General features: G+C 72.2%; 9 protein-coding genes. 2 read left to right on the top strand and 7 right to left on the bottom strand.

The window, feature by feature from the left end:
* Positions 1 to 174: 174 nt before the first annotated feature.
* On the bottom strand, positions 175 to 735 hold the full coding sequence (locus tag ABT034_RS25975; protein ID WP_351219198.1) for a YqgE/AlgH family protein: 561 nt from the start codon (positions 733 to 735) through the stop codon (positions 175 to 177).
* A gap of 300 nt (positions 736 to 1,035) precedes the next feature.
* Here ABT034_RS25975 and murA point away from each other — a divergent pair, with 300 nt between their 5' ends.
* Entirely contained in the window at positions 1,036 to 2,382 is a 1,347-nt protein-coding gene (murA, locus tag ABT034_RS25970) for a UDP-N-acetylglucosamine 1-carboxyvinyltransferase (protein ID WP_030324469.1), read from the top strand.
* Positions 2,383 to 2,481: 99 nt separating this feature from the next.
* On the opposite strand, the gene ABT034_RS25965 is transcribed toward murA, so the two are convergent.
* The 6 genes from ABT034_RS25965 to ABT034_RS25940 form a co-directional block, all read right to left on the bottom strand.
* Positions 2,482 to 2,763, bottom strand: a complete 282-nt coding sequence (locus tag ABT034_RS25965) for an HU family DNA-binding protein (RefSeq protein ID WP_015033921.1) — start codon at positions 2,761 to 2,763, stop codon at positions 2,482 to 2,484.
* 312 nt (positions 2,764 to 3,075) lie between these two features.
* Positions 3,076 to 4,506 carry an NAD-dependent malic enzyme gene (locus tag ABT034_RS25960; RefSeq protein ID WP_351219196.1) on the bottom strand — a complete coding sequence of 477 codons (1,431 nt, stop codon included), beginning with the start codon at positions 4,504 to 4,506 and terminating at the stop codon, positions 3,076 to 3,078.
* Between the two features lie 388 nt (positions 4,507 to 4,894).
* Complete coding sequence (locus ABT034_RS25955; RefSeq protein ID WP_351219194.1) at positions 4,895 to 7,234, bottom strand: HelD family protein; 2,340 nt, start codon at positions 7,232 to 7,234, stop codon at positions 4,895 to 4,897.
* Positions 7,235 to 7,449: 215 nt separating this feature from the next.
* Positions 7,450 to 8,586 (bottom strand): uroporphyrinogen-III synthase, encoded by a 1,137-nt coding sequence (locus ABT034_RS25950; protein ID WP_351219192.1) that lies wholly within the window; start codon positions 8,584 to 8,586, stop codon positions 7,450 to 7,452.
* An 84-nt stretch (positions 8,587 to 8,670) separates the two neighbouring features.
* Positions 8,671 to 10,029, bottom strand: a complete 1,359-nt coding sequence (locus tag ABT034_RS25945) for a nitrate/nitrite transporter (protein WP_351219190.1) — start codon at positions 10,027 to 10,029, stop codon at positions 8,671 to 8,673.
* A gap of 229 nt (positions 10,030 to 10,258) precedes the next feature.
* On the bottom strand, positions 10,259 to 11,227 hold the full coding sequence (locus tag ABT034_RS25940; RefSeq protein WP_351219264.1) for a LysR family transcriptional regulator: 969 nt from the start codon (positions 11,225 to 11,227) through the stop codon (positions 10,259 to 10,261).
* An 83-nt stretch (positions 11,228 to 11,310) separates the two neighbouring features.
* Between ABT034_RS25940 and ABT034_RS25935 the strand changes: the two genes are divergently transcribed.
* Positions 11,311 to 12,645 carry an MFS transporter gene (locus tag ABT034_RS25935; RefSeq protein ID WP_351219188.1) on the top strand — a complete coding sequence of 445 codons (1,335 nt, stop codon included), beginning with the start codon at positions 11,311 to 11,313 and terminating at the stop codon, positions 12,643 to 12,645.
* Positions 12,646 to 12,704 lie beyond the last annotated feature (59 nt).

Genomic DNA, 12,704 nt, shown 5'->3' with positions numbered 1-12,704 from the left:
GTCTGGGCGCGCCGACGCGCCACCTGGGCTTCGGGAGAGTCGGATTATCGTACGCATGGCGCCCACCTTCGGACAGCCGTACGTCACTTCGAACCTCCGGAGCCTTCACTTCCGCAAGGAAGCGACCACCGCCGCGTTCCCCTCTGCCCGGGAGGGACCGTCGCCCCGCCCGCCTCAGTTCAGGGACGGGTCGTCGGGATAGGTGGCGATCATCGCGAGCTCTCCGCGCTGCCTCCGGAGGACCTGGCGCCAGAGCGTCTCGGGCTGCGGCGAGGAGACGTCGCCGGGCTCGGACTCGACCACGTACCAGGCGCCGTCGCCGAGCTCGGTCTCCAGCTGGCCGGGGCCCCAGCCCGCGTACCCGGCGAAGATCCGCAGCGAGCCGAGGGCCGGTCCGAGCAGCTCAGGCGGGGTCTCCAGATCGACGAGGCCGATCGCGCCGTGCACACGGCGCCAGCCGAGGGGGCCCTCGTCGCCGGGGATCACGGCGACGCCGAGGGCCGCGTCGAGCGAGACGGGGCCGCCCTGGAAGACGACGCCGGGCTCACCGGCGAGCCCGGCCCAGGGGGCGAGGATGTCGCCGACGGTCACCGGCGTCGGCCGGTTCAGGACCACGCCGAGCGAGCCCTCGTCGTCGTGGTCGAGGAGCAGCACCACCGCGCGGTCGAAATTCGGGTCGGCGAGGGCGGGGGTGGCGACGAGCAGCCGTCCTGTGAGCGAGGACACCTCGGTCATGCGACACATGATCCCGCATCTTCGGCGTTCGCGGGCGTTGTCGGGGCGATGGACGGACGCGATGGCGGGAAGTCGACGAGCGTCGCAGTTCAGCTCGGTGACCGCCGCTGCCGGGAGGGGGCCCGGGGGGCGCCGCGCCGACAGAAGCGGACCGTGACGCTCCGCAAGATCACGGGAACAGAGGGTGTTGTGCCGAATTCATTACATCTGACAGGCCCCCCGCAGCACCCAACAGAGGTCTCATGGCCCCTTACCCTTTTCACTGGCCACCCGACCGACCCACTCCGGAACGCGAGATTCATGACCGGCACAGACAGCCATGATGTACTGCTCGTCCATGGCGGAACCCCGCTGGAGGGCGAGATCCGCGTCCGCGGCGCGAAGAACCTCGTGCCCAAGGCGATGGTCGCCGCCCTGCTCGGCAGCGGGCCGAGCCGCCTGCGCAACGTGCCCGACATCCGTGACGTCCGCGTCGTCCGCGGACTGCTCCAGCTGCACGGCGTGACGGTCCGTCCGGGTGAAGAACCCGGCGAACTCGTCCTCGACCCGACGCACGTCGAATCCGCGAACGTCGCCGACATCGATGCCCACGCCGGCTCGTCGCGCATCCCGATCCTCTTCTGCGGCCCGCTGCTCCACCGCCTCGGCCACGCCTTCATCCCGGGCCTCGGCGGCTGCGACATCGGCGGCCGGCCCATCGACTTCCACTTCGACGTGCTGCGCCAGTTCGGCGCCACCATCGAGAAGCGGGCGGACGGGCAGTACCTGGAGGCCCCGCAGCGCCTTCGCGGTTGCAAGATCCGGCTGCCGTACCCCTCGGTCGGCTCGACCGAGCAGGTGCTGCTCACGGCCGTCCTGGCCGAGGGCGTCACCGAGCTGTCGAACGCCGCGGTGGAGCCCGAGATCGAGGACCTGATCTGCGTCCTGCAGAAAATGGGCGCGATCATCTCCATGGACACCGACCGGACCATCCGGATCACCGGTGTCGACCGCCTCGACGGCTACACCCACCGGGCGCTCCCGGACCGCCTGGAGGCGGCCTCCTGGGCGTCGGCGGCGCTCGCCACCGAGGGCAACATCTACGTGCGCGGCGCCCAGCAGCGCTCGATGATGACCTTCCTGAACACGTACCGGAAGGTGGGTGGCGCCTTCGAGATCGACGACGAGGGCATCCGCTTCTGGCACCCGGGCGGCTCGCTCAACGCGATCCACCTGGAGACGGACGTGCACCCCGGCTTCCAGACGGACTGGCAGCAGCCGCTGGTCGTGGCCCTGACCCAGGCGTCGGGCCTCTCCATCGTGCACGAGACGGTGTACGAGTCGCGGCTCGGATTCACCTCCGCGCTGAACCAGATGGGTGCCCACATCCAGCTGTACCGCGAGTGCCTCGGCGGCTCCGACTGCCGCTTCGGCCAGCGGAACTTCCTGCACTCGGCGGTCGTGTCGGGCCCGACCCGGCTCCAGGGCGCCGACCTGGTCATCCCCGACCTGCGCGGCGGCTTCTCGTACCTGATCGCGGCGCTCGCGGCGCAGGGCACCTCCCGGGTGCACGGCATCGAGCTGATCAACCGCGGCTACGAGAACTTCATGGAGAAGCTCGTCGAGCTGGGCGCCAAGGTCGAGCTCCCGGGCAGCGCGCTGGTGTGACGCGCGCCGTACGGGCCCCTGGGGGGCCCGTACGAGCCCACACGAAAGGGCGGCCACCCCCTGACAGGGTGGCCGCCCTTTCGTCGCCTACAGGCTGCCTTACTTGCCCTTGGCGGCTTCCTTGAGCTTCGAGCCCGCGGAGACCTTCACGCTGTAGCCGGCCGGGATGTCGATCGGGTCGCCGGTCTGCGGGTTGCGCGCGGTGCGAGCGGCACGGTGGGTGCGCTCGAAGGTCAGGAAGCCGGGGATGGTGACCTTCTCGTCGCCCTTGGCGACGACCTCACCGACGGTCTCGGCGAGAGCGGCCAGCACGGCGTCGGCGTCCTTGCGGGTCACCTCGGCGCGGTCGGCCAGGGCGGCCACCAGCTCACTGCGGTTCATGTTGTTACTCCCGTGTTCTTCTTGCCTGTGAGGCGTGCCACGCGGCGGAAGCCGCGTGATTGGGTACAGCGAAGCCGATGCTGCCAGGGCCTTCGGACAGTCCCCGGACCCGGGTCTAATGACAGACCCTCGCGCCCAAACACGCATCCTGCCCCCACCAGCGGCGGGAACGCCAATCCGGCACCCCCTGGGGTCACACGAAAAGCGCCAGAGCCCCCTGGTGGTGACGTTCTGTCGACTCCGCGAAAACGAAGCGGAGCCGAAACGCCACCCTAAAGGCGGGTTTACGGCTCCGCGAATCGCGACGCGCCGTCAGCGGCCGGTCGCCGCCGAGCCGCCGCCCGCGGCCTTCGCCGCGGTGCGCACCGCTCCGGCGACCGCGCCGGCCACCTTGTCGTTGAAGACCGACGGGATGATGTAGTTCGGGTTCAGCTCGTCCTCGGTGACGACGTCCGCGAGGGCCGTGGCGGCCGCGAGCATCATCTCCGTGTTGACCGTACGGGACTGGGCGTCGAGGAGCCCGCGGAAGACACCCGGGAAGACCAGCACGTTGTTGATCTGGTTCGGGAAGTCCGAGCGGCCGGTGGCGACGACGGCGGCGGTCTGCCGGGCGAGGGCCGGGTCGACCTCCGGATCGGGGTTCGCGAGCGCGAACACGATCGCGCCGTCCGCCATCGCGGCGACGTCCTCCGCACCGAGCAGGTTCGGGGCCGAGACGCCGATGAACACGTCCGCGCCGACGACGGCCTGCTTGAGGGTGCCGGTGACGCCCTCGGGGTTGGTGTTGTCGGCGATCCAGCGCAGCGGCGAGTCCGCCGGGGCGTCCACGAGGTCCTCGCGGCCCGCGTGCACGACGCCCTGGATGTCGGCGACGACGGCGTGCTTGACGCCCGCCGCGATCAGCAGCTTCAGGATGGCCGTACCGGCCGCGCCGGCCCCGGACATGACGACCCGTACGTCACCGACGCTCTTGTTCACCACGCGCAGGGCGTTGGTGAGGGCGGCGAGGACGACGATGGCGGTGCCGTGCTGGTCGTCGTGGAAGACGGGGATGTCGAGGGCCTCGCGCAGCCGGGCCTCGATCTCGAAGCAGCGGGGCGCGGAGATGTCCTCCAGGTTGATGCCCGCGAAGCCGGGGGCGATGGCCTTGACGATCGCGACGATCTCGTCGGTGTCCTGCGTGTCGAGGCAGATCGGCCAGGCGTCGATGCCGGCGAAGCGCTTGAAGAGGGCCGCCTTGCCCTCCATGACGGGCAGGGCGGCCATCGGGCCGATGTTGCCGAGGCCGAGGACGGCGGAACCGTCGGTGACGACCGCGACCGAGTTCCGCTTGATGGTGAGGCGGCGGGCGTCCTCGGGGTTCTCGGCGATCGCCATGCAGACCCGGGCGACACCGGGGGTGTAGATCATGGAGAGGTCGTCGCGGTTCCGGATGGGGTGCTTGGACGCCATCTCGATCTTGCCGCCGAGGTGCATCAGGAACGTACGGTCGGAGACCTTGCCGAGGGTGACGCCCTCGATGGTGCGCAGCTGCTCGACGATCTCGTCGGCGTGCGCGGTGGAGGTCGCGGCGATGGTGACGTCGATGCGGAGCTTCTCGTGGCCGGAGGCGGTCACGTCGAGGCCGGTGACGGACCCGCCGTGGGACTCCACCGCCGTGGTGAGCTGCGAGACCGCGGTTCCGCTCGCGGGAACCTCCAGCCGGACCGTCATCGAGTACGAGACGCTGGGCGCCGTTGCCATGGCCGAGTTCCTCTGCTTTTCCTGAGCTTCGTTGCTACGCCGCCCCGGCTGGTTGCCCGGCGGCGCCCTCCGATGGTCGCACCTACCCGCCGGTAGCAGGTAATGCGGTCATTTTGTTTTCGGAAAGTAGTTTCCACCATACGAGAACCCCTGGGGAAACTGAAGAGGCCCCCGTCACCAGGGGTGACGGGGACCTCAACTTCGTACATACATCTAAGTGGCACCGACCCGCCATGCTCGCCTCGCGGCAAGTGGTCCCTCTGAGGGACGAAGGTTGGGCCCGGGGGCTTGGATCGAGCCGGTGCCACGACAAGGCTAACAAACCACCCTGGTCGGTGATTCCAGCGCCACAGGTTGACCTGAAATCGGTGTCTCCCGCTCGGCGGGATCAGTCCCTCAGCAGGTCCGGGACCCCCGCCTCGTCCGGCATGTCGCCCGCCCCCGCGACCACCGTGAGCTGCTGCGTCGCCCGGGTGAGGGCCACGTACAGCACCCGCAGGCCGGCCGGCGACTCGTCGGCGATCTCCGCCGGCGAGACGACCACGGTGGCGTCGTACTCCAGGCCCTTCGCCTCCAGGGAGCCGAGGGCCACCACCCGGTCGCCGAGGTCGGCGAGCCAGCGGGCGGCCTCCGCACGCCGCCTCATGGCGACGACGACACCGACGGTGCCCTCCACCCGCTCCAGGAGCAGCCGCGCCTCGGACCGTACGGTTTCGGCCAGACCCGCATCGGCGGTCTTCTCCGGTACGGCGACGAAACGGGGCTCGACGCCCGTGGAGCGGACGGCGCGCGGCGACTCCTTGCCCGGCATGGCGAGGGCGAGGACCTTGGCGGCGAGTTCGGCGATCTCGGCCGGGTTCCGGTAGTTCACCGTCAGCTCGAAGCGGCGCCGCGGCCGGGAGCCGAGGGCCTCGTCACGGGCCTCCGCGGCCTCGTCCGGGTCCGACCAGGAGGACTGGGCCGGGTCGCCGACGACCGTCCAGGTGGCGTGCCGGCCGCGGCGCCCGACCATCCGCCACTGCATGGGCGTGAGGTCCTGCGCCTCGTCGACGATCACGTGCGCGTACTCGGTGCGCTCCGCCGCGAGCCGCTCGGCCCGCTCCCACTGGGTCTCCTCCCGGCCGGGCATCAGCTCCTCGAGGCCCGTGAGCTGGTCCAGCGGGTCGTACTCCCGACGCTTCTTCGGCCGCGCCGGGGCGCCGATGAGGGTGCTCAGCTCGTCGAGGAGCGCCACGTCGTGGACGGAGAGTTCCCGGCGGCGCAGCGAGCGGGCGAGCCGCCGTACCTCGCCCGGGTTGAGGATGCGGCGGGCCCAGCGGCCGAGCCGCCGTTCGTCGGCCATCGCGTCGAGGACCCGGCGCGGGGTGAGTTCGGGCCACCAGGCGTCGAGGAAGGTGAGGAAGGAGTCCTCGGTGGAGACGTCCTCGTCGAAGGAGGAGCGCAGCTCGGCGGCGAGCTCGGGGTCGCTGTGCCGGCCGACGGCGCCGGACTTGGCGTACAGCGCGTCGAGGAGCAGCCGGCGGGCGCGGGGACGGAGCAGGTTGACGGGGGTGGTGCCGCCGAGGACGTTGTGGCGGATGCGCCGCAGCTCGTCGGCCTCCAGCTCCAGACGGCGGCCGAAGGCGACGACACGCAGGCGCGTGGGCGTGCCGGTGGGGGCCGGAGCGTCGTCGTCACCCAACTCGGGCTGAGCCCTGGGCGCGGGCGTCTCCAGGGCACCGCGGGCCGCTTTCCGCAGCACGTGGAGCATCCGGGAGGAGCCCTTGATCCGGGCGACGGCCGGATCGTCGTACGCGGTCGCCTCGGCGCCGTCGACCAGCGAGCCGACGGCCCGGATGGCGACCTGGCCCTCCTCGCCGAGGGAGGGCAGGACGCCCTCGGTGTACGAGACGAGGAGCGGGGTCGGCGAGACGATCAGGATGCCGCCCGCGTACCGCCGCCGGTCCTGGTAGAGCAGGTACGCGGCCCGGTGCAGCGCGACCGCCGTCTTCCCTGTCCCCGGCCCGCCCTCCACGTACGTGACGGAGGCGGCGGGCGCGCGGATGACGAGGTCCTGCTCCGCCTGGATGGAGGAGACGATGTCCCGCATGGTGTGGCTGCGGGCCTGGCCGAGGGCGGCCATCAGGGCGCCGTCGCCGATGACGGGCAGCTCGCGCCCGTCGAGGGTGGCCCGGAGCTCGGGGCGCATCAGGTCGTCCTCGACGCCGAGGACCTTGCGGCCCTTGGAGCGGATGACACGGCGCCGTACGACCCGGCCGGGATCGACCGGGGTCGACCGGTAGAAGGGCGCGGCGGCGGGCGCGCGCCAGTCGATGACCAGCGGCGCGTAGTCGGAGTCGAGGACGCCGATCCGGCCGATGTGGAGGGTCTCGCCGATCTCGGCGGTGTTGTCGGGCCGTACGGCGTCCTCGGCGGGCTCGACGGACGTGTAGGCCCCGTCGGGTCCCTTCTTGCCGTCCTTGCCGTACAGCAGATCGATCCGGCCGAAGAGGAAGTCCTCGAACTCGTTGTTGAGCCGGTTGAGGTGGATGCCGGCCCGGAAGACCTGGGCGTCGCGCTCGGCGAGGGCGCCGGGCGTGCCGACCTGGCCCCGCTGGGCGGCGTCGTTCATCAGGAACTCCGCCTCGTGGATCTTCTCCTCCAGTCGGCGGTAGACGTGATCGAGATGTTCCTGCTCGACACCGATCTCACGGTCTCTGACCGTGTCCACGGCTTCCTGCGCGGCCACCTAAGGCCCCCTTCTGACGTGCACTGGGCAGCCGTCGAGCGTACGCCACTGGGGGGCACCGTGTCAGGCGCGATCAATTCCTGGGGGCGGATGTCGCGCGGGACCGGATGAAAGGGACGGCGCCCCACTACGGCGCCACCCTCGCCCCCTCGTTGTGGGCAACTGTTCGTCCCCCAGACTCCGTCCGGGGGGACCCCCAGGGCGTGGGGGTCCCCCTAGCCGTCGTACTTCGCGTCCGCCGACGGATCCAGCGCCAGCCGGTACCCCCGCTTCACCACCGTCTGGATCAGCTTCGGCGTGCCGAGGGACGCGCGCAGCCGCGCCATCGCCGTCTCCACCGCGTGCTCGTCCCGCCCCGCTCCGGGCAGCGCCCGCAGCAGGTCGGCCCGGGACACCACCCAGCCGGGTCGGCGGGCGAGCAGCCCGAGGAGGGCCATCCCGGCGGGCGGTACGGGCCGCAGGCCGCCGTCGACGAGGACGGCGTGGCCCCGGACCTCCACCCGGTGCCCCGCCACCGGCAGGACCTGCGAGCGGGCGGGCAGTTCCTTGCAGAGGAGCTGGACGAGCGGCCCGAGCCGGAACCGCTCCGGCTGGTACGTGTCGATGCCCTCGGCCTGGAGCGGCAGCGCCGTCACGGGCCCCACGCACACCGCGAGCACCTCGTGCCGCAGCGCGGCGACGAGCGCGTCCCGTACCCCCTTCTCCTCGGCCCGGGACAGCAGCGACGCGGCCGCGGGCGCGCTCGTGAAGGTGACGGCGTCCAGGCTGCCGGCGAGGGCCGCGTCGAGGAGCCGGTCGAGCGGCCCGGTGTCCTCCGGGGGCATCCAGCGGTAGACGGGGACGCCGACGACCTCGGCCCCCGCGGCCGTGAGCGCCTCCACGAAGCCGGGCAGCGGCTCCCCGTGCAGCTGGAGCGCGATCCGACGGCCGTCGACGCCCTCGGCGAGGAGCCGGTCGAGGACCTCGGCCATCGATTCGGAGCTGGGCGACCAGGACTCGGTGAGCCCGGCGGCCCGTACCGCGCCCTTGACCTTGGGCCCCCGGGCGAGGAGTTCGACGTCCCGCAGGACGGCGAGGAGTTCCTCCCCGTACCCCCAGCCCTCGGCCGCCTCGACCCAGCCCCGGAAGCCGATCGCCGTGGTGGCGACGACGACGTCCGGGGCGTTGCCGAGGAGTTCCTTGGTGGCGGCGAGGAGCTCGGTGTCGTCCGCGAGGGGCACGATCCGCAGGGCGGGGCCGTGGACGACGGCCGCGCCGCGCCGGCGCAGCAGCGCGATGAGTTCGTCCGCGCGACGCGCCGCGGTGACGCCGACGGTGAAGCCGGCGAGGGGGCCGTGTTCTTGCTCGTCCATGGGGCCCGAGCCTGACGTGGACGCGTGACAGACTCGGTTCTCCCGTATTTCCTGGCCGTTACGGTCCGCGCCGGGCACCGGGGATCACACCTTCGCGTAGCCGGGCCGGGGCTCCGCCTCGGTGACCGCCTCCGCGGTCTCGGGGACGGCGGAGGGCCGCCGAAGGTATACCGCCCAGGTGACGACCATGCAGGCCGCGTAGAAGGCCAGGAAGGCGACGAAGGCCGCGGTGCCGGAGCCCGAGGTCTGGAAGGACTGGCGGAAGGCGAGGTTGATGCCGAGTCCGCCGAGCGCGCCGACCGCTCCGATGAGACCCATGGCGGCCCCGGAGAGACGCCGGCCGTACGCCTCCGCCGCGTCGCCCGCGAGCCCCTTGCGGTGCCCCTGGGCGAGGAAGATCGCCGGGATCATCTTGAACGTGGAGCCGTTGCCGAGGCCGCTGAGGGCGAAGAGGGCGATGAAGCCGACGAGGAAGACGGCGAGCGACTCGATCACGGAGGCGTAGATCACGACGCCGGTCGCGGCGGCCATCGCGGCGAAGGTCCACAGGGTGATGCGGGCGCCACCGTGCCGGTCGGCGAGGGAGCCGCCGATGGGCCGGATCAGCGAGCCGAGCAGCGGGCCGATGAAGGTGAGGGAGGCGGCCTGGAGCGGAGTGCGTCCGAACTGGGTCTGGAGCACGAGGCCGAAGGCGAAGCTGTAGCCGATGAAGGAGCCGAAGCAGCCGATGTACAGGAAGGCCATGATCCAGGTGTGGCGGGCCCGCACGGCTTCCTTCGCGGCCCCGGTGTCGTTCTTGACGGGGGCGAGGTTGTCCATGAAGAGCGCGGCGCACACGGCGGCGATCACGATCAGGGGCAGGTAGACGCCGAGCACGATCCGGGGGTGCATCGCGCCCGCCGTGCCGATGACGAGGAGGCCGACGAGCTGGACGACGGGGACGCCGATGTTGCCGCCGCCCGCGTTGAGCCCGAGCGCCCAGCCCTTCTTGCGGAGCGGGAAGAACGCGTTGATGTTGGTCATCGAGGAGGCGAAGTTGCCGCCGCCGACGCCGGTGAGCGCCGCCACCAGGACGAACGTGGTGTACGAGGTGCCGGGCTCCATCACCGCGAAGGCGAAGCCCGTGGGCAGCAGGAGGAGCAGGGCGCTGAAGACGGTCCAGTTACGGCCGCCGAAACGGGCGACGGCGAAGGTGTACGGGATCCGGATCAGCGCGCCGACGAAGGTCGCGGTCGCGATCAGGAAGAACTTGCCGGCCGGGTCGATGCCGTACTGCGGCCCCATGAAGAGCACCATGACCGACCACAGGCTCCAGATGGAGAAGCCGATGTGCTCGGAGAGCACGGAGAAGATCAGGTTCCTCCGGGCGATCCGCTCCCCCTTGTCGCGCCAGAAGGTCTCGTCCTCCGGCTCCCACTGCTCGATCCACCGGCCGCCGCCCATGTCGTACCTCCGCGGGTGTCGGGTCCTGGGGCGTCCACAGCCCCGGTCCACCTGCCAGAAGGCTAGAGAGGTCGCGTTTCGGCCCGATGCCGAGAGGTGACGAGAGCGGAACCTTGCTCTCACCCGGCGCGAGGACGAGCTGTGAGCGCTTGGGGGCCCCTCTTCTTTTAGGGCTCGGTTCGCCTCCGGGGCGCTGGAGCCGGGCTCACCGTGTGCCCCGAGGCCCCCGTCAGGCCAGCCCCGGCTCCCGCTCCGGCAGCCATGAGCCGGGGGGCCGTTCCAGCCAACCCTCCGCCGCGCCGATCTCCGCGGCGGCGGCCCGCAGGGCGTCGAGGCCGGGGTGGCGCAGCCCCTTGCGCCACACCAGGCTCACGGGTGACAGGGGTACGGGGTCGGTGAGGGGGCGCAGGACGCAGCCCGGCATGGGCGGGAAGTCGACGACGGCGAGCACCGGGTTGCGGTGCTTGGCCATGATGCGGCGGAACTCCTCGTGGCCGACCGCGAGCGGCGCGGGCGGGGCGACCTCGATGCCGCGCCCGGCGAAGAGCCGGGCGGCGAGGTCGGTCCACTCGGGCGTGCGGTCGTTCCCCGCGCCCGCGTAGATCCGTTCCCCGGCGAGGCGGGCGAGCGGCACCGCGGGCAGGCCGGCCAGCGGGTGGTCCTCGGGGAGGATCACCGCCATCCGCTCGTACCGCACGAACTGGGAGTCGAGCCGCGCCCGCAGCCCCGCTTCGAGCCCTCCGTACCGCCCGAAGGAGGTGTCGAGCCGTCCGGCGAGGATGTCCCGCACCGCGCCGGTGAGCCCGCTCTCGTAGCGGGCCATCAGCTCTTGTTCCGGGGCGAGTTCACGGGCCCGGTGCAGGACGCGCTCCTGGACGAGGCCGGGGCTGTTGAGGTCGACGAGGAGGGGCCGGGGCACGGCCCGGAAGGCCTCGGTCAGCTCGTCGTGGGCGGCCAGGACCCGGCGTGCGTACGGGAGGAGGCGTTCGCCGTCCGGGGTGAGGGCGACCTGCCGGGTGGTCCGTACGAACAGCTCGGCGCCCAGCTCGCGCTCCAGGCGCCGGATGTCGCGGCTGAGGGCCTGCTGGGCGACGTAGAGGCGGGCGGCGGCGCGGGTGAAGTGCAGCTCCTCGGCGACGGCGGTGAAGGCGCGGAGGAGGCGGGGGTCGGTGTCGTACGGGGACGGGGTGGCGGGCACCGCCGCATTTAACAACACAGGCGCGTGAATGACCACCGAACAAGTGTTGGACCCCGCCCGCCCCGCTCCCGGAGCCTTGCTCCATGCCGCAACCGGACCTCACCCCGACCGCCGCCCCATGCGCGCGGGAACAACCGAACGCCGCGCCACGCGCGCGCGTACGCCCGCACACCACCCCCACCACTCCCGCCGCCCCCGGCGACGGCGAGCACGCCACCGGCGACAACGGCGAGCGCACCCCCGCCCCCACCCCCCGCAACCCCTACCTCCGCCTCTTCGCCGCCCCCGGCGCCCGCGCCTTCACGGCGGGCAATCTGATCGCCCGGCTCCCCATGGGCATGTTCGGCGTCAGCGCCGTCATCATGATCGCCGCGGCCTATGACTCGTACGCGCTCGCGGGCGCCGTCACCGCCACCGGCACGGCCGCCGGGGCCCTCACCGCCCCCTGGATCGCCCGGCTGGTCGACCGGTACGGCCAGGCGCGGATCGCGGTCCCCGCGACCGCCTACGCGGTCCTGGGCCAGCTGGTCCTGCTCCTCTGCGTCCACGCGAAGGCGCCCGCCTGGGCGCTCTTCGCCACGGCCGCCCTCACCGCCACGAGCCCCAACACGGGCGGTATGTCCCGGGCCCGCTGGGCCCACCTCTTCCGGGGCGACCGGGACGCCCTGCACACCGCCAACGCCTTCGAGCAGGCCGTCGACGAACTCTGCTTCATGCTCGGCCCGGTCGTCGCCGCACTCGTCTGCTCGACCTTGTTCCCCGAGGCGGGCACCCTCGTCGCCGCCACCCTCTTCCTCGGCGGGGTCCTGGTCTTCGCCGCGCAGCGCTCCACCGAACCGCCGATCGCGCCGCGTACCGCCGCGGGCTCCCCGCTGCGGGTCCCCGGCATGGTCCCCCTCCTCGCGGTCTTCCTCGCCACCGGTGCGGTCTTCGGCTCCATGGAGGTGGTGGCCCTCGCGTACGTGGACGGCCCCGCCGCCGGTCCCGTCCTCGCCCTCCAGGCCGCCGGGTCCTGCGCGGCGGGCCTCCTCTTCGGCCGCGCCCACCGCACCGCCCGCCTGAGCACCTGCCTGGCCGCGATGGCCGTCCTGATGACGCTGCCCCTGCTCGCCGCGTCGACCGGCTCGCTGCTCGCCCTCGCCGCCGGGCTCCTGGTCGCGGGCATGGCGACGGCCCCGACGATGGTGACGGGCATGGGCATGGTCCAGCGCCTGACGCCGGCGTCCCAGCTCAACGAGGGCATGACCCTGGCCGTGACCGCCCTCCTCGGCGGCATCGCGGCCGGCTCCGCCACCGGCGGCTGGACCGCCGACCACGCCCCCTCCCCCACCTTCGGCTTCCTGATCCCGGTCGCCGCGGCAAGCCTGGCCCTGACCGTCTGCGCGACGACCGTGGGAACCCGGCGCTCACCCCGTTAGACTGGTACGAGATTTCAGTACGACACCCGTACCACAAACTCGCACAGGGTAGAGGAGCG

The organism is Streptomyces sp. NPDC002773, from assembly GCF_040295605.1.
GTDB lineage: Bacteria > Actinomycetota > Actinomycetes > Streptomycetales > Streptomycetaceae > Streptomyces.
Note: the sequence above shows the minus strand (reverse complement) of the source record. Positions and strands in the feature narration are given on the sequence as shown.

Excerpts from the sequence above, each read along its gene's own strand:
- ABT034_RS25945 (WP_351219190.1), bottom strand. The coding sequence starts at position 10,029 with ATGGGCGGCGGCCGGTGGATCGAGCAGTGGGAGCCGGAGGACGAGACC.
- ABT034_RS25960 (WP_351219196.1), bottom strand. The coding sequence starts at position 4,506 with ATGGCAACGGCGCCCAGCGTCTCGTACTCGATGACGGTCCGGCTGGAG.
- murA (WP_030324469.1), top strand. The coding sequence starts at position 1,036 with ATGACCGGCACAGACAGCCATGATGTACTGCTCGTCCATGGCGGAACC.
- ABT034_RS25965 (WP_015033921.1), bottom strand. The coding sequence starts at position 2,763 with ATGAACCGCAGTGAGCTGGTGGCCGCCCTGGCCGACCGCGCCGAGGTG.
- ABT034_RS25935 (WP_351219188.1), top strand. The coding sequence starts at position 11,311 with ATGCCGCAACCGGACCTCACCCCGACCGCCGCCCCATGCGCGCGGGAA.
- ABT034_RS25975 (WP_351219198.1), bottom strand. The coding sequence starts at position 735 with ATGACCGAGGTGTCCTCGCTCACAGGACGGCTGCTCGTCGCCACCCCC.
- ABT034_RS25950 (WP_351219192.1), bottom strand. The coding sequence starts at position 8,586 with ATGGACGAGCAAGAACACGGCCCCCTCGCCGGCTTCACCGTCGGCGTC.